Origin of the sequence: Rhizobacter terrae, from assembly GCF_003852895.1 — a bacterium.
In the GTDB taxonomy this organism is placed as follows: domain Bacteria; phylum Pseudomonadota; class Gammaproteobacteria; order Burkholderiales; family Burkholderiaceae_C; genus Albitalea; species Albitalea terrae.
Genome location: NZ_QUSW01000002.1, coordinates 15,144 through 34,334, shown reverse-complemented (window position 1 = coordinate 34,334; position 19,191 = coordinate 15,144). Strand labels below are relative to the sequence as shown.

The 19,191-nt window shown below is 67.8% G+C and carries 16 protein-coding genes; 8 read left to right on the top strand and 8 right to left on the bottom strand.

Annotated features, from left to right (window positions below; all coding sequences use genetic code 11):
• The first annotated feature begins 1 nt into the window (after position 1).
• Positions 2-1,249: a YihY family inner membrane protein gene (locus tag DZC73_RS07195; protein ID WP_124539569.1), complete on the top strand. Its 1,248-nt coding sequence runs from the start codon at positions 2-4 to the stop codon at positions 1,247-1,249.
• 16 nt (positions 1,250-1,265) lie between these two features.
• On the opposite strand, the gene DZC73_RS07190 is transcribed toward DZC73_RS07195, so the two are convergent.
• The 8 genes from DZC73_RS07190 to DZC73_RS07155 all read right to left on the bottom strand — a co-directional run bounded on the left by DZC73_RS07190 (position 1,266) and on the right by DZC73_RS07155 (position 9,102).
• Positions 1,266-3,137 (bottom strand): aspartyl protease family protein, encoded by a 1,872-nt coding sequence (locus tag DZC73_RS07190; RefSeq protein ID WP_124539568.1) that lies wholly within the window; start codon positions 3,135-3,137, stop codon positions 1,266-1,268.
• A 76-nt stretch (positions 3,138-3,213) separates the two neighbouring features.
• A complete protein-coding gene (locus DZC73_RS07185; RefSeq protein ID WP_124539567.1) occupies positions 3,214-4,062 on the bottom strand; it encodes a helix-turn-helix transcriptional regulator in 849 nt (282 codons plus the stop codon).
• A 32-nt stretch (positions 4,063-4,094) separates the two neighbouring features.
• Positions 4,095-4,733 (bottom strand): nucleotidyl transferase AbiEii/AbiGii toxin family protein, encoded by a 639-nt coding sequence (locus tag DZC73_RS07180; protein WP_235835029.1) that lies wholly within the window; start codon positions 4,731-4,733, stop codon positions 4,095-4,097.
• 40 nt (positions 4,734-4,773) lie between these two features.
• Positions 4,774-5,283, bottom strand: coding sequence for a helix-turn-helix domain-containing protein (locus tag DZC73_RS07175; RefSeq protein WP_124539565.1), 510 nt, complete (start codon positions 5,281-5,283; stop codon positions 4,774-4,776).
• Positions 5,284-5,332: 49 nt separating this feature from the next.
• The gene (locus tag DZC73_RS07170; RefSeq protein WP_124539564.1) at positions 5,333-6,622 is read right to left on the bottom strand and encodes a sensor domain-containing diguanylate cyclase; all 1,290 of its coding nucleotides are present in this window, start codon (positions 6,620-6,622) and stop codon (positions 5,333-5,335) included.
• Between the two features lie 35 nt (positions 6,623-6,657).
• Positions 6,658-6,984 (bottom strand): DUF962 domain-containing protein, encoded by a 327-nt coding sequence (locus tag DZC73_RS07165; RefSeq protein WP_124539563.1) that lies wholly within the window; start codon positions 6,982-6,984, stop codon positions 6,658-6,660.
• A 16-nt stretch (positions 6,985-7,000) separates the two neighbouring features.
• Positions 7,001-7,801, bottom strand: coding sequence for an alpha/beta fold hydrolase (locus tag DZC73_RS07160; protein ID WP_124539562.1), 801 nt, complete (start codon positions 7,799-7,801; stop codon positions 7,001-7,003).
• Positions 7,801-9,102, bottom strand: a complete 1,302-nt coding sequence (locus DZC73_RS07155; protein ID WP_124539561.1) for an O-acetylhomoserine aminocarboxypropyltransferase — start codon at positions 9,100-9,102, stop codon at positions 7,801-7,803. Before DZC73_RS07155 ends, DZC73_RS07160 begins: the two co-directional genes overlap by 1 nt.
• 109 nt (positions 9,103-9,211) lie before the next feature.
• Here DZC73_RS07155 and DZC73_RS07150 point away from each other — a divergent pair, with 109 nt between their 5' ends.
• The 7 genes from DZC73_RS07150 to gudD all read left to right on the top strand — a co-directional run bounded on the left by DZC73_RS07150 (position 9,212) and on the right by gudD (position 19,190).
• Positions 9,212-9,685, top strand: coding sequence for a CBS domain-containing protein (locus DZC73_RS07150; RefSeq protein WP_124539560.1), 474 nt, complete (start codon positions 9,212-9,214; stop codon positions 9,683-9,685).
• Between the two features lie 130 nt (positions 9,686-9,815).
• Positions 9,816-10,922 carry a chorismate synthase gene (gene aroC / locus DZC73_RS07145; protein ID WP_124539559.1) on the top strand — a complete coding sequence of 369 codons (1,107 nt, stop codon included), beginning with the start codon at positions 9,816-9,818 and terminating at the stop codon, positions 10,920-10,922.
• Between the two features lie 148 nt (positions 10,923-11,070).
• A complete protein-coding gene (locus DZC73_RS07140; protein ID WP_124539558.1) occupies positions 11,071-12,318 on the top strand; it encodes an efflux RND transporter periplasmic adaptor subunit in 1,248 nt (415 codons plus the stop codon).
• Between the two features lie 62 nt (positions 12,319-12,380).
• Entirely contained in the window at positions 12,381-15,614 is a 3,234-nt protein-coding gene (locus tag DZC73_RS07135) for an efflux RND transporter permease subunit (protein ID WP_124539557.1), read from the top strand.
• Between the two features lie 104 nt (positions 15,615-15,718).
• Entirely contained in the window at positions 15,719-16,750 is a 1,032-nt protein-coding gene (locus DZC73_RS07130; protein WP_124539556.1) for a LacI family DNA-binding transcriptional regulator, read from the top strand.
• A 184-nt stretch (positions 16,751-16,934) separates the two neighbouring features.
• Positions 16,935-17,837: a Bug family tripartite tricarboxylate transporter substrate binding protein gene (locus DZC73_RS07125; RefSeq protein ID WP_124540342.1), complete on the top strand. Its 903-nt coding sequence runs from the start codon at positions 16,935-16,937 to the stop codon at positions 17,835-17,837.
• Between the two features lie 18 nt (positions 17,838-17,855).
• Positions 17,856-19,190, top strand: coding sequence for a glucarate dehydratase (gene gudD / locus DZC73_RS07120; RefSeq protein ID WP_124539555.1), 1,335 nt, complete (start codon positions 17,856-17,858; stop codon positions 19,188-19,190).
• Position 19,191: the final 1 nt, after the last annotated feature.

Here is a 19,191-nt window from a genome sequence, read left to right as displayed (position 1 = left end):
CATGAACCTGAGAACGACCTCCCTGCGTGCGACCTGGCACGGCCACGTCACGCGCCTGCTGCAGACCCTGCACACCTGGCCCTGGCTGGAGACCCTGAAGACCCTGCGCCAGCGCTTTCGCGAAGACCGCCTGGGCGTGACCGCCAGCAGCCTCACCTTCACCACGCTGATCTCGCTGGTGCCGCTGGTGACGGTGATGCTTGCCATCTTCTCGGCCTTCCCGATGTTCTCGAGCTTCCAGGGCGCAGTCGAGAAGTACTTCCTGCAGACGCTGGTGCCCGACACCATCGCCAAGCCGGTGCTGGGCGCGCTCACGCAGTTCGCGAGCAAGGCCAGCCGGCTGGGTACGGTGGGCCTGGTGTTCCTGCTCATCACGGCCATCGCGCTGATGCTCACCATCGACCGCACGCTCAATGCCATCTGGCGCGTGCGCACGCCGCGGCCCATCGCCCAGCGCGTGCTGCTGTACTGGGCCGGCGTCACGCTGGGCCCGCTGCTGCTGGGCGCGAGCCTGTCGGCCACGTCCTATGCGTTCGCGGCGTCCAAGGCGCTCATCGGCGACAGCAGCATCGTCAGCGCGCTGTTCGGCGTGCTGGTGTTCGTGCTGCTCGGCCTGGGCATGGCCAGCCTGTTCCGCTACGTGCCCAACACCAGCGTGCGCTGGACCCACGCCATGGGCGGCGGCTTCTTCGTGGCCATCGGCTTCGAGCTCGCCAAGCGCGGGCTGGGCTGGTACCTGCGGCAGATTCCCACCTACTCGGTGGTGTACGGCGCCTTCGCCACCTTGCCGATCTTCCTCGTGTGGATCTACCTCGGCTGGGTCATCGTGCTGCTGGGCGCGGTGGTGGCGGCCTATGCACCCAGCCTGCAGATGCGCGTGACGCGCCTGCCCGACCTGCCCGGCGCGCGCTTTCAGCTGGCGGTGAACATCCTGCGCAGCCTGTCGACGGTGCGCGAGACGGGCACGCATGGCTACACGCTCACGCAGATGTCCGAGGTGCTGCGCATGGACCCGCTGCAGATCGAGCCCATCCTCGAAACGCTGGTCTCGCTGGACTGGGCCGGCCGGCTCGATGAGTCCGGCTCGCCGCGCTACGTGCTGCTGTGCGATCCGGCGGTCACCAAGGTCGAGCCCTTGCTCAAGCAGACGCTGCTGATGCCATCGCAGACGCTGTCGCGCTTCTGGCAGCAGGCGAGCTTTTCTCAGATGACGCTGCAGGCGGTGATGGACGACGGCGTGGCAGCTTGAGTGGGCCGCAAGGCGCTCAAGGCAGCAATTCCTCCAGGACGACGTCGACGCTTCGAGGCGGTGCGTCCTTGCGCTGGACGCCCAGCCGCACCGTCGTTCCCACCGCCTGCGTCACCTTGGCGAAGAGCTCGCGTCCACCCAGCGTGGATGCGCTCGCGCCATCCACGGCCGTGATGCGGTCTCCTGCCTCGATGCCTGCCCGGGCCGCCGGCGAGCCTGGCGTCACCAGCACCACCCTGAACGCCTCGGGGCCGTCCTTCATCGCCCGCATCCCGGCCCGGTTGAACGGTGGCGGCTGATGCCCCGGCCGGTGCGCAAACCAGATGACGTGCCGCGAGTAGTCGATGTCGACCACGAAGTTCGCAAGCAGGTCAGTGCCGATGTTGGCGGCTTCGGTGCGTGACGAGAATGCCCCTGCGGCATCCTCGGCATAGCGGGCGATCTGGCGATGCACGGCTGTGCCGCCCACCTCGATGCTGTCCACGCGGCTCGCCCAGTTGCGGGATGCGCCGCCCGCGCCGTACGACACGGTTTCCACGCCCCGCTTCATCGTGTCGGCCAGGCCGTTGGCCTTCGCCCACTGGGCCTGCACCACCGTCGTGCCGCTGTTGCCGGTGTCCAGCGCGAAGAGTCCGTCGCGCCCGTTGATGCGGCCCATCAGCAAGGGCATGTCGTCGTCGAACACGATGGGCACGGCCGAGCCCTTGTCCTTCGGGGATTCCTTGCCGGCATCGTCGAACGAACGCAGCGTCATGCGCTGGCCCGGGTAGTCGATGCGCACGGCCAGCCGCTCGAACAACTCCAGGCCGATCAGCCCAGCCAAAGGTTCGCGCTGGCCGCGCTCCGTCGTGGCGTAGGAGAAGGGCAGCACGTAGAAGTGCTGGTCACGCATCAGCGCGTCGCCGATCTGCAGCCTGTCGATGCGCACGTACTGCTGGGCGAGCGTGTCGGCCCCGGCACCACCACTGGCGCCCGAGCCCACCGGCTTCACGCCCAGCGCCTTCGCGGCATCTGGCGTGATGATGTTGTGGCCGCCGGTGTCGAGGATGAAGTCGAAGGCCCGGCCGTTGAGTTTCGCGGTGACCACCACCATGCCGTCGATCTCCAGCGGCACGGTGGTCGCGCCGGCGAGCTGAGTGTCCTCGGGCGGCGTGGGCGCGGCGTAGGTGCTGGCTGGCAGCGCGCGCAGCTTCGTCCATTGGCTGATCTTCAAGGTCTCGGCATCCGGGCTGCCGGAATCGCGCGTTTCGATGGTGAAGGGCAGGCGCAGGCCGCCGACGTCGCGGTAGTCGTCCAGGCGCACCGTCTGCACCGAGATCGGCATCTGCCGCACCGTGCGCGCCAGGTGATGGCTGCCGGTGTCGAACCACAGCTGCACCGGCTCGCCGCCGGGCGGCACGGCCTCCAGCACGGCGTAGCGATTGCCGTCTTCGGTGCGCAGCTCCACCCGGCCCAGCCGCGCATGGGCGGCCTGTGGGCGCAGCCAGCCGCGGCGTGTCAGCCAGGACTCCGTCACCAGTGCGCGCCGCGAGAACGGCGCATCGAGGTGGTGGATGCCCTCGGACGCATCCATGCGCCAGTGGTGCTGGCCGTCGTGCCCATCGCCGACGCGGAAGACGCCGACGTCGGCGTGCAGCGTCCAGCGGCCCGTCTTCAGGTCCTCCGTCTTGCGCCAGCTGCCCGGCAGGCCCGAGGTGATGATCTGTCCTTGCGCCTGCAGCGTGGCCACCTCGTCCCAGGCCTTGCCGCCTGCCGCGGTGCGTGCCTGCGAGAGGACGCTGTGGGCCGTCGGTGCATCGGCGGCATGGCGGGCCACCGCCACCGACCAGGCGCCGCTGCCCAGTGCCGCGCCCAGGCCCCAGGCCATGGCCCATGCGAATCGTTTCATGTGCGTGCTCCGTCGGGTTGGAATGCGCGCAGCGTAGGCACGCCGGCCGGCAGCGTCTTGAACGCTGCAGCGGGTTTTAGAACGGGAGCTGCATCTCGCGCCGCCGCGCACCGGGCGACACGCCGAAGTGCTGGCGGAATACGCGGGTGAAGTGCGCCTGGTCGGCGAAACCCGCCGTGGCGGCGATGTCGGCCAGCGACAGCGACGGATCCGCCAGTGCCCGGGCCGCCTGCTCGACCCGGCGGCGTCGCACGTACTCGCCGAGGGTCTGGCCCTGCGCTTGCCGGAAGGCGCGCGACAGGTGGGCCGGATGCACGCCCACCTCACGCGCCAGTTCGCTCAGCGAGGGCGCATTCGCGAGGTCCGATTCGATGCGATCGAGGATGCGCTGCATCCACTTCGCGCTGGTGGGCACCGCGCCGGCACGCATCGCATCGGCCAGCAGTTCGATGGCCGCCGAGGCCACCGCGAGCGATGCGGCTTCATCGTTGGCGCCCATCTCCAGGGCCAGCCGCCGCAGCGACGGCGCCTGCGCGCCCAGCCGGGTGTGGCGGAAGTCCGCCAGCCAGTCGCGCACGGCACGCTGCGCCGTCCAGGTCGAGCCGACATGGATGTTCACGCAGCGCCCCGGCCGGTCGCTGAACCGGTTGGCGTGCCCGTGGCCTTCGGGATGCGCGATGACCGATCCGGCGGTGCAATCCTGGCTCGTGCGCGCGTTCAACTCGAAACTGCCGGCCACCACGATGCACAGGTAGGCGTTGGCATGCACGTGGTGCGGCACCACCATCCCCGGCGTGTGGTCCGCCGCGTTCACCAGCAAGTCGTTGCCCTGCACGGCATGCGTCATCGCGCCGAAGTTCTGGCCGGGGTCCAGCCGGTCATGCAGCGCCGTGTCCGCCAGTCGCGAGGGGACGAGGATGGTCATCGGCGGATGATAGGTGGCTGGCAAAGTCCCCGCTAGGGCAGCGCCAGCCGTTCGATGCGCTGGCGCAGCGATTTCTCCGGCAACTCCATCTTCAGCGCCTGCATGCAGCGCTTCAGGCGTCCGGGGCGTTCCAGTAGGCCGGTCTTGGCCTTGGCAAAAGCGTCAGCAATGCTGCGTCCGTAGGCTCGTTCCGCCTTGGCCACGCCTTGCGCATCCAATTGTCCGTCGGCGCTGCTCATGGCGAGGTCGATCAGATCCCGGCTCATGACCGCATCGTCGGCCCAGCGGTCGGCATTGGCCATCAGCTTGGTGGCGACGCGGTCGGCAGGGGACAAGGTCCAGATGCCGCAGATGCGTTCGCTCTCCATGGGCGGATCCAGCTCGATCCTCCCCTCGAACACGATCTCGAATTTGACCGCCACCTCGTCCACCAGGAATGCGCAGCGAATGCCGTATTGGTCCACGCGCGGCTGCCTGAGCAGCGGCATCGATTGGGCCATCAAGGGACCGAGATCGTTGCCGTTGATCGCATTCCTGAGTTCACGGTAACCATCGACGAACGAGCAGATGAAGTCGATGTCGACCGACTCGCGGAATTCGTCGTGGCTCAGCGAGATTGCGGTGCCGCCGCCGAACAGGCATCGGAACCTGACGAGGGTGTCGGCGTCCAAGGCTTCCAGCACGCGGGCGATGCGCTGGTGATGGGGCCGCTCAAACAAGCAGCACCCCTCGGCCCACGGTGGCGGTCAAGTGATCCAGCAGGGCCTTCTCATGTGGTTCCATGGTGTCGGGGCTGACGTGACGCCAGTTGCGCTCGTACAGGGCCAGCGCCTCAGCCGGGCTGAGAGTGTCGGCCGGGTCCAGATGCCATGCGATCTGCCGAAGCTGTGGGTAGCTGTCCAGCGCGATGCGTCGCTCGCGGCGAGTCCGGCGAATGGGCAGGCGTTCGTCGGGGATGGTGTCGCGCAACGGCTGGTCCGTGGCGAGGTGATTCAGGTCGTCGTCCAGCCCAAGCACGGCAAGGACCTTTGCCAGGTTGCCGATGCTGATTGCGGGTTCACCGGCCTCTGCACGATGCAAGGTGACTCGGGTGATGCCGGCCTGCTTGGCAACCTCCTGAGCGCTCCACTGCCGGCGAAGCCGTGCCTTGCGCAGGCGCTCGCCCAGGGCGACAAGGGTCTGCGCCTGCTGATCAGGGAGTGCTGCGGGCTTGGCGGGCATGTATCACATTATATGCAATCACATCCGGCGCCACCTCGGCCAATCACCCTCACGCCAACGACACCGGCGCTCCTCGCCCGCAATGCATCACCCGGTTCTTCCCCTGCCGCTTGGCCTGGTACATCGCGTCGTCGGCCAGTTGCACCAGTTTCATCGGATGCTGTGCATCGGCCGGCGCCAGCGCGTAGCCGATGCTCGCGCTGATGAGCGATGAAGAACCCAGCGGCGTGGTGACTTCGCGCACGCCGTCCAGCAGGTGCAGTGCCAGCGCCTCCGCGCCGTGGCTGTCTCGCACCGGTGCCAGCACCAGGAACTCGTCGCCGCCGAAGCGGCCCACCGCATCCTCGGCGCGCACGGACTGCTGCAGCGCAGCGGCCACGTTGATCAGCACCTTGTCGCCCTCGCGGTGCCCCAGCCGGTCGTTCACCTCCTTGAAGCCGTCCAGGTCCACGAAGAAGAGGGCGGACGGCACTTCCGAGGCTTCCAGCATGGCGGCTTCGATGCGGTCCATCATCGTGCGGCGGCTGAGCACGTCGGTGAGCGAGTCGCGCTCCACGCTGCGGCGCAGCTTTTCCTGCGCCATGGTGAGTTCATGCACGTCGATGGTCACGGTGTACAGGCCGCGCACGAATCGGCGGGCGTCGAAGTCGGGCACGTAGCTGGTGCGCATCCAGCGCGGGCCGTTGGGCATGCGGTCCACCAGGCGGGTGTACTGCACGGTCTGGCCGCGCAGGGCTCGCTCGAAGTAAGGCTGGTGCTCGGCCCAGCGCTTGGCGCCGCGCGCCTCGCCAATGTGCCGGCCCAGCAGGTCTGCCGCCTTCTGCCCGGTCACCTCGCAATACGCCTTGTTGACGAAGCGCAGCACGAAGCCGCGGTCCACGTAGGTGAGCGGGTAGGGAATGTTCTCGGTGAAGCGGTCCAGCCGTTCGCGCGCGGCTTCCAGCGCTTCGCGGGCGATCACGTCCTCGTGGATGTCGAAGGCGATGGTGAACACCGCCTCGACGCGGCCGTCGGGCGCCACGTCCGGGAAGACCTGCACGCGCGCCCAGCGGTTGCTCTTGTGGCCGTGCGACAGCTGCCGTTCGTAGTTGACCGTGCGGCCTTCGAAGGCCTGCCGGAATGCGGGCTCGGCGCGTGTCCAGGCGTCGTCGCCGTAGATCTCGCGCAGCGTCTTGCCGATGAGTTCCTCGCGCGGACGCTCCGCCCAGCCCAGGTAGGGCTCGTTGCAGAAGACCAGCCGGCTGTCCCTGTCCCAGCGGCCGATGGGCAGGTCGATCACGTCCACCAGGCGCTCGATGTGCGAGAGCCGGTGTGCCTGCGGAAACTCGCTCTCGGACATGGTGCGTGCTGCCTGGGCGATGGACGAGGCTCCGCTCAGAACGGAATCCGGCCGAGCCAGATGTCGCGGTACATGAACCAGTCGCCGATGAAGCTGTACACCGGCCGCTTGAAGGTCGCCGGTTTGTTCTTCTCGAACACGAAATGCCCGACCCAGGCGAAGGCGTAGCCGCAGACCAGGGCGTACAGCCCATACTGCGGCCGGCCGGTGGCGATGAGCATTCCCAGGCACACCAGCGCCAGCGTCGAGCCGATGAAATGCAGCCGGCGGCAGATGCGGTTGCTGTGCTCGCTGAGGTAGAACGGATAGAACTCCGCGAAGGTCTTGAAGGACCTCGGATCGGCGGCGGTGGTACTGCTCATGGCAATCTCCGTCAGCTCACGCGAGTGTCGCGCGAACGGCATTCAACACCCCGTCCGGCACCTCCTGCATCAGGGAATGCCCACCGGGAAGCGTCACGATCCGGGCCTTCAGCGCCGCGGCGATCTCCTGGGTCGCCTTGGGCGAGGTCATCTGGTCGCGCTCGCCCAGTATGAAGCTCACGGGGCAGCGAACCTGGGCAGCCGCCTCCAATCCGTGCGCATACCGGTCGCAGAGGGTGAAGTCGTGCAGGAAGAGGTTGGTCGAATCGTCCAGCGCCTGCATGCGGCGCATCAAGGCCTGGTTGGCGCCGTGCAGCCAGGTGCCGGGGCCCGGGTAGGACGGCTTGGCTGCCGTGCTGGAGAACGAGAAGGCGTTGACCATGTCGATGGCGCGGTGCGGGTTCTCGCGCGCGGCGTTGAAGAGCGCGTCGGACACCTTCATCGGGTAGGCGGTACCGATCATCACCAGCCGCTGGATGCGATCCGGCGCGCGGCCGGCGGTTTCCAGCGCCACCAGCGAGCCCATGCTGTGGCCCACCAGCGTCGCGTTCTGCACGTCGGCGGCGTCCAGCAGCGCGAGCAGCCAGTCGGCCAGGGCCTGCACGTCGGGCAGCAGCGGGCCTTCGCTGCGCCCATGGCCGGGCTGGTCGATGGCGAGCACGCCGTACCCATGGTGTGCCGCCCAGCGCGCGAGCAGGGTCCACACGCTGTGGTCGTGCATCGCACCATGGATGAACACCATGCAGGGCAGGGTGGGGTCGAAGGGCTTGCCGCCGGTGTAGGCGTAGGCCTGGCGGCCGTTGACGTCGAGCTTCATCAGCGCACCGCCTTCTCGGCCGTCTTCAGGGCGCGCTTGAGGTCGTCGATGAGGTCGTCCGGGTCTTCCAGGCCGATGGACAGCCGGATGGTGCCCGGCGTGATGCCCGCTTGTGCGAGTGCAGCATCGTCCATGCGGAAGTGCGTGGTCGATGCGGGGTGGATGACCAGCGAGCGGCAGTCGCCCACGTTGGCCAGGTGCGAGAAGATCTTCAGCGCTTCGATGAAGGCCTTGCCCTGTTCGCGGCTGCCCTTGAGGTTGAAGCTGAACACCGAGCCGCAGCCGCGAGGCAGAAGCCGTTTCGCCAGCGCATGGCTGGGGTGGCTTTCCAGCTCGGGGTAGCCCACGCTCTCCACCATCGCATGCGAGGCGAGGAAGCCCACCACCTTGCGGGTGTTCTCCACATGCCGCGCCATGCGCAGCGGCAAGGTCTCGATGCCCTGCAGGATGAGCCAGGCCGTGTGCGGGCTCATGCAGGCGCCGAAGTCGCGCAGGCCTTCGCGGCGGGCGCGCAGCGAGAAGGCGCCGACGGTGCTTTCCTCGCTGAAGACCATGCCGTGGAAACCCTCATACGGCTGGGTCAGCTCGGGGAATCGGCCGGAGCGGTCCCAGTCGAAGCGGCCGCCGTCCACCAGCACGCCGCCGATGACGGTGCCGTGGCCGGACAGGAACTTGGTGGCCGAGTGGAAGACGAGGTCGGCGCCGTGGTCCAGCGGCTTCATGAGCCAGGGCGTGGTGAAGGTCGAGTCCACCAGCAGCGGAATGCCCTGGTCGTGGCCGATGGCCGCCACCGTGGGGATGTCCAGCACGTCCAGCCCCGGATTGCCCAGGGTCTCTCCGAAGAGCAGCCTGGTGTTCGGGCGGATGGCGGCGCGCCAGCCGTCGATGTCGCCCGGCTTCACGAAGGTGGTCTCCACCCCGAATCGTGAGAGCGTGTAGTGGAGCAAGTTGTGTGAGCCGCCGTACAGCGCCGAGCTGGCCACGATGTGCGAGCCGGCGCCTGCCAGTGTGCAGATCGCCAGGTGCAGCGCGGCCTGCCCGCTGGCCGTGGCGATGGCGCCCGCGGCGCCTTCCAGCGCCGCCACGCGCTCCTCCAGCACCGCGTTGGTCGGGTTGGAGATGCGGCTGTAGACGTGGCCTGCCCGCTCCATGTTGAACAGCGACGCGGCGTGTTCGCTGTTCTCGAACACGAAGGACGTGGACAGGTGGATGGGCACGGCGCGCGCGCCGGTGGCGGGGTCGGGAGCGGCGCCGGCGTGCAGCGCGAGGGTGTCGAAGGCGGGGTCGGAAGAACCGGGCATGAGGGGTGTCCTCGAAAACGATCTTCAGTCGGAGCAGGGGTGTTGCTCCGCGGCATTGTGGGCTATATTGAGCCGAGTCCGTTTCTGATCCCGCCCAAGGAGATTTCCTATGAAAGTCAGTGACATCCTGCGCGTGAAAGGCGGAACGCTCTTCACCGTCTCGCCCGATCAGGCCCTGGCATTGGCGGTGCAGACCATGGCCGAGAACGACATCGGCTCCCTGGTGGTGATGGAACACGGCGAACTGGCCGGCATGCTCACCTTCCGTGAAGTCATCCAGTCGGTGGTGCGCAACGGCGGCACGGTGGGCAGCACCCTGGTCCGCACGGTGATGGACGACCACCCGCTGACCTGCACCCCCGAGACCGAGATCGACGAAGTCCGCCGCATGATGCTGGGCCGCCACGCCCGCTACATGCCGGTGATGACCCAGCGCACGCTGATGGGCGTGATCTCCTTCTACGACGTGGCCAAGGCGGTGGTGGACAGCCAGGACTTCGAGAACCGCATGCTCAAGGCCTACATCCGCGACTGGCCGGTGGACGAGACGCGCGACGAGCAGCAGCAGGCCGCGGCGGGCTGATCGGACCGGATTCCATGAAACGCCGCCTGCGGGCGGTGTTTTTCTTTGTGGTTTCACCCTGCGGCCACTCAGGCGGGAGCAAGGGGCGGCCCGGTAAAATCAAGAGTTCTTCCTCTCCTCGACCGCATCCATGTCCGGCAGCACCTTCGGCAACCTCTTCAAGGTCACCAACTTCGGCGAAAGCCATGGCCCCGCCATTGGTTGCGTGATCGACGGATGTCCCCCGGGCATGGAGCTCAGCGAGGCCGACATCCAGCCCGAGCTGGACCGGCGGCGCCCCGGCACCTCGCGCCACGTGACGCAGCGCAACGAACCTGATGCCGTGGAGATCCTCTCCGGCGTCTACGAGGGCAAGACCACCGGCACGCCGATCTGCCTCCTGATCCGCAACACCGACCAGCGCAGCAAGGACTACGGCAACATCGCCCAGACCTTCCGCCCCGGCCATGCCGACTACACCTACTGGCACAAGTACGGCATCCGCGATCCGCGCGGCGGTGGGCGTTCTTCCGCCCGCCTGACCGCCCCGATGGTCGGCGCCGGGGCCGTGGCCCGCAAGTGGCTGGCCAAGCAGTACGGCACGCGCTTCGTGGGCTACATGGCGCAGCTGGGCGACATCGCCATTCCGTTCGAGTCGCTGGACCACGTCCCGAACAACCCGTTCTTCGCACCCAACGAGAGCGACATCCCCCAGCTCGAGGCCTACATGGACGAGCTTCGCAAGGACGGCGACAGCTGCGGCGCGCGCATCAACGTGTTCGCCCGCAACGTGCCGGTGGGCCTGGGCCAGCCGCTGTTCGACAAGCTGGACGCCGACATCGCCTACGCGATGATGGGCATCAACGCCGTCAAGGGCGTGGAGATCGGTGCCGGCTTCGGCAGCGTGTCGCAGCGCGGCACCACCCACGGCGACGAGCTGACGCCCGAGGGCTTCATGAGCAACAACGCCGGCGGCGTGCTGGGCGGCATCTCCACCGGGCAGGACATCACCGTGTCCATCGCCATCAAGCCGACCAGCTCCATCCGCAGTCCGCGCCACTCCATCGACCTGGAAGGCCAGCCGGCCATCGTGGAAACCTTTGGCCGCCATGATCCCTGCGTGGGTATTCGCGCCACGCCGATCGCCGAGGCCATGCTGGCCCTGGTGCTGATGGACCATGCGCTCATGTACCGGGCGCAATGCGGCGACGTGCGGGTGGCGACGCCCAAGATCAAGGCCGACGGCCGGCCGAACTGAGGCTCGCAGCCGGCGAGCTTGTCCGCCGATCCGCATTTCATCCCCCGGTTCCACCGTTTTGTCGGCTGTCTCCGCGTCTTGGGGTCCGCAATCTGCACTCTGTCGCAAGGGATGGCGAAGCCCCGGGGGTGTTGCCTAAACTGGCGGCATGACTACATCAGACAACCAAGGTTTCATCGGCTCACAAGGCCTTGAAACGTCAGGAGCGGGTCCGCAGCCGCGTGCGAACAAGCGCCGGCTGTGGGTGGGCGGAACCATCGGCATCGTGCTGGTGGCGGGCATTGCCCTGGCGCTGGCGCCACGATCGGGCAATGGCTCCAAGGGGCCTGGCCCCAAGGACAAACCCGTCGCGCTCGAATTCGTGCCGTCGGAGGTGGTCAAGCCCAGCTTGGCGCCCATGCCGCTGGTCATCGAATTCTCCGGTCCGCTGGTGGCGCCGCGCACGGCGGTCATCCGGGCCAAGGCCTCGGGCACGCTGCTGGGCTTGAGCGTGGCCGAAGGGGCTCGCGTCAAGGCCGGGCAGTCGCTGGGCGACATCGACCTGGCCGACCTGCAGACCCGCGTGGCTGACCGCTCCGCCGCCGTCGAGCAGGCGCAGGTGAACCTGGCCGATGCAGAACGCCAGCACGCCGCCAACAACGGCCTGGCCAGCCAGAACTTCATTTCCACCACTGCCTTGCAGTCATCGCAGGCCAAGCTGGATGCCGCCCGCGCCCAGCTCAAGTCGGCGCAGGCGCAGCTGGCCACCACCAAACTGGGGGTCCGCGAGGCGGCGCTGGTGTCGCCCATCGCCGGCATCGTCGGCAAGCGCCACGTGGTGCCCGGCGAGAAGGTGAGCGCCGAGCAGCAACTGCTGACGGTGGTTGACCTCTCCACCCTGGAACTGGCCGGTACCGTGGGCACGCACGAGGTGTCGCGCCTGTCGCCGGGCCAGCAGGTACTGGTCAAGGTGGAAGGACAGGACAAGCCGGTGAACGGCCGCATCGACCGCATCGCGCCCGCCGCCGAGGCCGGCACGCGGGCCATCGGCGTGGTGGTGGTGCTGGACAACAAGCAGGAGCAGTTCCGCGCCGGCCAGTACGCGCAGGCCACCGTCAAGCTGGGCGACGACACCTCGCGCATGAGCCTGCCGATGTCCGCCGTGGGCCAGGCGTCCGGCCAGGACTACGTGTGGACGGTGGAGAACGATGCCCTGGTGCGCCGCATCATCATCACCGGCCGCCGCGATCCCAACGGCGGCCGCATCGAGGTGACCAAGGGCCTGCAGCCCGACGTGACGGTTCTCGCAGCCCGCTTCGACAACCTCAAGGAAGGCGCGCCGGCCAAGGTGGTCGCGCAGCGCGCCGCACCCAACGCATCGGCCGCCGCCTCCAACGGCACGGCCGGCAAGTCGTAAGCACCGCCTCGGCGCGCGCCCCACGAGGGCGCGCGCTCTCTTGATTCCAACGGGAGCCTCCCATGTGGTTCACCCGCGTCTCCATCAACAACCCCGTCTTCGCCACCATGGTCATGCTGGCGCTGTGCGTGCTCGGGTTGTTCTCGTACAGCCAGCTGCGCGTCGAGCGCCTGCCTGACATCTCGCCGCCCATCGTGTTCGTGAGCGTGGCCTATCCGGGGGCATCGCCCGAGGCCATCGAGACGGAGCTCACCCGGCCCATCGAGCTCGCGCTCAACGGCATCGCCGGCGTGAAGATGATCCGCTCCAACAGCTTCGAGGGTCGCAGCGAAACGGTGGTCGAGTTCCAGCTCAGCGCCGACATGACGCGCGCCGTGCAGGACGTGCGCGACAAGATCGCCGGCGTGCAGGCCGGCTTCCCGCGCGATGCGAAGACGCCCTTCGTCGGCCGCTTCGACGGCGACAACGCGCAGCCGACGGTCTACCTGTCGCTGCTGTCCACCAACCGCAGCTCGCGCGAGCTGTCGCTGCTGGCTGACCAGATCGTGCGCAAGCGCCTGGAGCGCGTGGGCGGGGTGGCACGGGTGGATGTGGGCGGCCTGACTGTGCGGCAGGTGCGCATCGACCTGGACCCGCAGCGCCTGCGCGCCAACCAGCTCACGCCGGCCGATGTGTCGGCGGCGATGGTGCGCGCCAACGCCGACATGCCGGTGGGCCTGCTGAGCGGTCCGCGCGAGGACACCATCGTCCGCGTGGAGGGCAAGATCCAGGACGCGAAGGCCTTCGCCGACGTGGTGGTGGCCACGCGCAATGGCGAGGTCGTGCGCCTGGGCGACCTGGGCACGCTGGTGGAGCGCGAGCGCGAGCCGACGTCCCTCTCTCGGGTGGATGGCGTGCCGGCGATTTCCTTCAACGTGTTCAAGCAGCAGGACGCCAACATCGTCGAGACCGGCGAGGGCATCAAGGAAGCGGCGGAGGAGCTGCGCAAGTCGCTGCCGCCGGGCGTCGAGCTGCGCCTCGTGTACGCCGACAGCGACTGGGTGCGCGACTCGCTCGCGGGCGTGAAGCGCACGCTGATCGAAGGTGCGCTGCTGACGGTGGCGATCGTGTTCCTCTTCCTGCACTCGTGGCGCAGCACGGTCATCACCGGGCTCACGCTGCCCATCGCGGTGATCTCGTCCTTCATCGCCGTGTATGCCTTCGGCTTCACGCTGAATTTCATGACGATGATGGCGCTGAGCCTGTGCATCGGACTCCTGATCGACGATGCCATCGTGGTGCGGGAGAACATCGTGCGGCACGTGCACATGGGCAAGGACCACGTCACTGCGGCCCGCGAAGGCACCGACGAGATCGGCCTGGCGGTGATGGCCACGACCTTCGCCATCTGCGCGGTGTTCGTGCCGGTGGCCTTCATGAAGGGCATCGTGGGCAAGTTCTTCTTCCCCTTCGGCATCACCGTGACGGTGGCCGTGCTGGTGTCGCTGTTCGTGAGCTTCACGCTCGACCCGATGCTGTCCAGCGTGTGGAAGGACCCGCCGAAGAACCCGCTGATGCGCGTGCCGGGCCTGCGCCACCTGATGGTGGGCACGGACAAGGTGCTGGACCTGATGCACACGATCTACGAGAAGCTCATCCGATGGGTGTTCTCGACCAGCCGCTACCGCATCTTCTTCCTGCCCGCGTTCGGCCGCCCGTTCGATGCGCAAGGCCGGCGCGACAAGACGCAAAAGCGCCGCCTGCGGTTTGCCACTCTTACGCACCGAGGGGTGGTGGCGCTGGCGGGCGTGGGTAGCTTCGTCGTTGCGATCATGTTGGCGCCGATGGTGGGCACAGAGTTCATCCCCGAGACGGACAACAGCTACATCCAGATCAACGTGACCATGCCCGTGGGCACCAGCCTGCAGCGCGGCAGCGAGAAGCTCGCGCAGATCGAGGAGGTGGTGCGCAAGTTCCCCGAGGTGCGCATGCTGTCGTCCACGGTGGGCGACACGGGCAGCTCGGCGCGCAATGGTGCATCGCTGAGCATCCAGCTGGTGAAGCCGCATGAGCGCAAGCGCTCGCAGCAGCAGATGGAAGGCGCCCTGCGCGATGCGCTCAAGCCGATTCCCGGCATCGATGTGTCGCTGGGCAACCTGCCGATCTACGTGGCGCTGCTGGGCCCGGACCCGAAGGTGCTGGAGACCGAGGTGCTGCGGCTGCGCGACAAGGTGGCGAAGGTCAAGGGCATTGCCGACCTGACCACCTCGGTGAAGCCTGGCCTGCCGGCTTTCGCGGTGCGGCCCAAGCATGATGCGGTGCGGGAGCTGGGTCTCACCTCGAGCCAGATCGCGGCGAGCCTGCGCAGCTTCGTCAATGGCGACGTGGCGACGTACTGGACGGCGCCCGACGGCGAGCAGGTGGAGGTGGAACTGCGCCTGCCGCAAGGCTCGCGCGAGAGCGTCGCACAGCTGGACAACCTGCCCGTGGCCTACGCGAAGGACGGCACGCCGATCACGCTGTCGCGCGTGGCGGACATCGTGCCGGTGGTGAACCCCGAGGTCATCAAGCGGCAGGATCTGCAGCGCCGCCAGGCGATCTACGCGGGTGCGCAGGGACGGCCCAGCGGTGACGTGGGCGCGGACGTGCAGAAGATCGTCAAGGAGACCCAGCTGCCGCCGGGCTACCGCTTCGACGTGGGCGGGCAGACCAAGGACCAGGCCGAGGCCTTCACCGGTGTACTGATGGCGCTGGCCGCCGCGGTGATCTTCATCTACATCGTGCTGGCCTCGCAGTTCGGCAGTTTCCTGCAGCCGCTGGCGATCATGGCGTCGCTGCCGCTGGCGCTCATCGGGGTGATGCTGGCGCTGCTGATCTCGGGCTCGACGCTGAACCTGTTCTCGATGATCGGGCTGGTGATGCTGATGGGCCTGGTGACGAAGAACGCGATCCTGCTGGTGGACTTTGCCAACCATGCCCGCAAGGCCGGCCTGGGTGTGGCCGATGCGCTCTTGCAGGCCGGCCTGGTGCGGATGCGCCCGATCATGATGACCACCGCGGCGATGGTATTCGGCATGCTGCCGCTGGCGCTGGCCCTGAACGAAGGCGGCGAGATCCAGGCGCCGATGGGGCGGGCGATCATCGGCGGCGTGATCACGTCGACGCTGCTGACGCTGGTGGTGGTGCCGGTGCTCTACAGCTACGTGGAAGGCATCTCGGCTCGCTTCAAGCGCAAGGCTTTGTCTTCGGATGAGGCTGCGGGTGGCGCGGTGCCCGCGCATCGGGATGCCGGGTTCATGCCGGCTGACAAGGAATAGCTTTTCGCTCCTTTTGATGACCGCGCCTCCGATGGGGCGCGGTTTTTCTTTGTGCCTTTGCTGTTGTGGCGTTGGGTTTGGGCAAGGTTCTATGATCCCGGCCCATGTCTGCTGACCCTACTCCCGCACGCCGCAGTCGTCGAGGCACCGGTGCCGTCACCTTGCATGAGGTGGCGCGCATCGCTGGGGTGGCGCCGATCACGGCATCGCGTGCTCTGAATACGCCGGATCAGGTGTCCGAAGAGGTTCGCAAGAAGGTCCAGGACGCGATTGCCAAGACGGGCTATGTGCCCAATCGGCTCGCCGGGTCGCTGGCGTCCTCGCGAAGCAAGCTCGTGGCTGCCGTGGTGCCGACCATCGCGGGGCCGGTGTTCCTGGAGACCATCCAGTCGCTGACCGAGGCTTTGGCGGAGAAGGGCTACCAGCTCATGCTGGGGCAAAGCGGCTATGCCGACTCTCGCGAAGACGCGCTGCTGGACGCGATCATCGGCCGGCGGCCTGATGGCATCGTGCTCACGGGCATCATGCATTCGGAGCAGGGGCGTCAGCGGCTGAAGGCGGCGGGCATTCCGGTCGTGGAAACCTGGGACCTCACGCCATCGCCGATCGACATGCTCGTGGGCTTCTCGCATGAGCAAGTGGGGCGTGCGGCAGTGGCCTACTTCAAGGCGCGGGGCCGGACCAAACTCGCTGTCGTGTCCGGCGACGATGAGCGTGCTGCGCGCCGCACGCAAGGTGTCGTGGCCGCTGCCAGGAGTGCCCACTTGCCTGCGGTCACGGTGATGAATGTGCCTGCGCCGACGACTCTGCGATCCGGCCGCGAGGCGCTGAGCGAGCTGCTGTCGAGCCGGAAGGATTTCGATGCGGTGTTCTGCAGTTCGGACCTGCTGGCCCTGGGCGTCGTGACCGAGGCGCGATCGAGGCGCATTCCTGTGCCGGAGCAGTTGTCGGTGATGGGCTTCGGCGATCTCGACTTCGCCGCCGATGTGCTGCCGTCGCTCACCACGGTGCGCGTCGATGGCACCGCCATCGGCCGCAAGGCAGCGCAGTTCATCGTGGATCGTGCCGAGGGCAGGGCAGTGAAGGATCGCGTCGTGGACATCGGGTTCGAGATCATCGAGAGGCAGAGCGCATGACTGCGCCTGCTGCCATGAAGGGGCTACGTGGAACCCACATCAAACAGCCTTTGCTTTCCTGATTTGGTAGCGCTACCATGGTGGGATTGATGGTTGATTTGAGCGAAACCCACAGGAGACTCCCTTGAAGCAGTTCCTCTCCACACTCGTCTTCACCGCCGCCGCTGCCTTCGCCACCCAGGCCATGGCCTGGCCCGACAAGACGGTGACGATGGTCGTCCCGTTCCCGCCGGGCGGCTCCACCGACACGCTGGCCCGCGCTCTCGGCACCAAGATGCAGGAAAAGCTCGGCCAGACCGTCATCGTCGACAACAAGGCCGGCGCCACCGGCACCATCGGCGCGGCGCAGGTCAAGCGCGCACCGGCCGATGGCTACACGCTGATGGTCACATCGCTCGGTCCGCTGGTGATGGCGCCGCACCTCATCAAGGGCATCCAGTACGACGCGCTCAAGGACTTCGACCTCATCACCGTGCCGGTGCAGGCGCCCAACGTGCTGGTGGTGCCGGCGCAGTCGCCGTACAAGACGGTCGACGATGTCATCGCGGCGCAGAAGGCGCATCCGGGCAAGATGAGCTTCGCCTCTTCGGGCAACGGGTCCAGCGACCACCTCACCGTCGAGCTGTTCTGGCAGCAGACGGGCACCAGCGGCCTGCACGTCCCGTACAAGGGCGGCGCGCCGGCCATCTCCGACCTGCTGGGTGCGCAGGTGGATGCGTCCTTCCAGAACGTCAACGCGGTGCTCCCGCACATCACCGCCGGCAAGCTGCGCGCGCTCGCCGTCACCGGCGACAAGCGCTCGCCTGTGCTGCCCAACGTGCCCACGCTGGCCGAGGCCGGCGTGAAGAACGTCAACGTCTATTCGTGGCAGGCGGTGGTGGCGCCCAAGGGCTTGCCCGCCGACGTGAAGGCCAAGCTGCACGCCGCCATCCTCGCCGCCCTGGCCGACCCGCAGACGAAGAAGCGTTTCACCGAGATCGGCTTCGAGATCGTGGGCAACACACCCGAGCAGTTCGCCGCCTTCCAGCAGCAGGAGTACAGCCGCTGGAAGCAGGTGATCGAGGCCGGCAAGATCACCGCCGACTGAGCACGAGGACGCGCGACCATGGCTCATTCATCCACGCCCGTCATCCGCGAGCTGCGTGTCGTGCCCGTCGCCGGACGCGACAGCATGCTGCTCAACCTCAGCGGTGCACACGGCCCGTTCTTCACGCGCAATCTGCTGATCCTCACCGACAGCGCCGGCCACACCGGCGTGGGTGAGGTGCCCGGCGGCGAGAAGATCCGCCAGACGCTGGAGGACGCCCGCCCACTCGTGGTGGGGCAGCCTGTCGGCTCGCACCTCGCGGTGCTGCAGGCGATGCAGCGCGAGTTCGCCAACCGCGACAGCGGCGGGCGCGGGCTGCAGACCTTCGACCTGCGCACCACCATCCACGCGGTCACGGCCGTCGAATCGGCCTTCCTCGACCTGCTTGGCCAGCACCTGGACGTGCCGGTGGCCGCGCTGCTGGGCGAGGGCCAGCAGCGCGATGCGGTGGAGATGCTGGGCTATCTCTTCTACATCGGCGACCGCCGCAAGACCGACCTGCCGTATCCCGCCGAGCCCGAGGCGGACAACGCGTGGTTCCGGCTGCGCAACGAAGAAGCCATGACGCCCGAGGCCATCGTGCGCCTGGCCGAAGCCGCCCGCGAACGCTATGGCTTCAACGACTTCAAGCTCAAGGGCGGCGTGCTGCGCGGCGAGGAAGAGGTCGACGCCTTGAAGGCCCTGCACGAGCGCTTCCCGCAGGCCCGCGTGACGCTGGACCCCAACGGCGGCTGGCTGCTGAAAGACGCCATCCGCCTCATGCGCGACATGAGCGGCGTGGTGGCCTACGCAGAAGACCCCTGTGGCGCGGAAGACGGCTTCTCCGGCCGCGAGGTGATGGCCGAGTTCCGCCGTGCCACCGGCCTGCCCACGGCCACCAACATGATCGCCACCGACTGGCGCCAGCTCACGCATGCGCTGTCGTTGCAGTCGGTGGACATCCCACTGGCCGACCCGCATTTCTGGACCATGGCCGGCTCGGTGCGCGTGGCGCAGACCTGCCGCGACTGGGGCCTGACCTGGGGCTCGCATTCGAACAACCACTTCGAGGTGTCGCTGGCGATGTTCACGCACGTGGGCGCCGCCGCACCGGGCCGTGTGACTGCCATCGACACGCACTGGATCTGGCAGGACGGCCAGCGTCTCACCAAGGATCCGCTGAAGATCGAGGGCGGCATGGTGCAGGTGCCGAAGAAGCCAGGCCTCGGCATCGAGCTGGACATGGCCGAGGTGGAGAAGGCCCACCAGCTCTACCGGCAGCACGGCCTGGGCGCGCGCGACGATGCCGTCGCGATGCAGTACCTCGTTCCCAACTGGCGCTTCGACCCGAAGCGCCCGTGCTTCGTCCGCTGAA

Coding starts and splice junctions, on each gene's coding strand:
- DZC73_RS07195 (WP_124539569.1), top strand. CDS start 2: ATGAACCTGAGAACGACCTCCCTGCGTGCGACCTGGCACGGCCACGTC.
- DZC73_RS07190 (WP_124539568.1), bottom strand. CDS start 3,137: ATGAAACGATTCGCATGGGCCATGGCCTGGGGCCTGGGCGCGGCACTG.
- DZC73_RS07185 (WP_124539567.1), bottom strand. CDS start 4,062: ATGACCATCCTCGTCCCCTCGCGACTGGCGGACACGGCGCTGCATGAC.
- DZC73_RS07175 (WP_124539565.1), bottom strand. CDS start 5,283: ATGCCCGCCAAGCCCGCAGCACTCCCTGATCAGCAGGCGCAGACCCTT.
- DZC73_RS07170 (WP_124539564.1), bottom strand. CDS start 6,622: ATGTCCGAGAGCGAGTTTCCGCAGGCACACCGGCTCTCGCACATCGAG.
- DZC73_RS07165 (WP_124539563.1), bottom strand. CDS start 6,984: ATGAGCAGTACCACCGCCGCCGATCCGAGGTCCTTCAAGACCTTCGCG.
- DZC73_RS07160 (WP_124539562.1), bottom strand. CDS start 7,801: ATGAAGCTCGACGTCAACGGCCGCCAGGCCTACGCCTACACCGGCGGC.
- DZC73_RS07155 (WP_124539561.1), bottom strand. CDS start 9,102: ATGCCCGGTTCTTCCGACCCCGCCTTCGACACCCTCGCGCTGCACGCC.
- DZC73_RS07150 (WP_124539560.1), top strand. CDS start 9,212: ATGAAAGTCAGTGACATCCTGCGCGTGAAAGGCGGAACGCTCTTCACC.
- aroC (WP_124539559.1), top strand. CDS start 9,816: ATGTCCGGCAGCACCTTCGGCAACCTCTTCAAGGTCACCAACTTCGGC.
- DZC73_RS07140 (WP_124539558.1), top strand. CDS start 11,071: ATGACTACATCAGACAACCAAGGTTTCATCGGCTCACAAGGCCTTGAA.
- DZC73_RS07135 (WP_124539557.1), top strand. CDS start 12,381: ATGTGGTTCACCCGCGTCTCCATCAACAACCCCGTCTTCGCCACCATG.
- DZC73_RS07130 (WP_124539556.1), top strand. CDS start 15,719: ATGTCTGCTGACCCTACTCCCGCACGCCGCAGTCGTCGAGGCACCGGT.
- DZC73_RS07125 (WP_124540342.1), top strand. CDS start 16,935: ATGGCCTGGCCCGACAAGACGGTGACGATGGTCGTCCCGTTCCCGCCG.
- gudD (WP_124539555.1), top strand. CDS start 17,856: ATGGCTCATTCATCCACGCCCGTCATCCGCGAGCTGCGTGTCGTGCCC.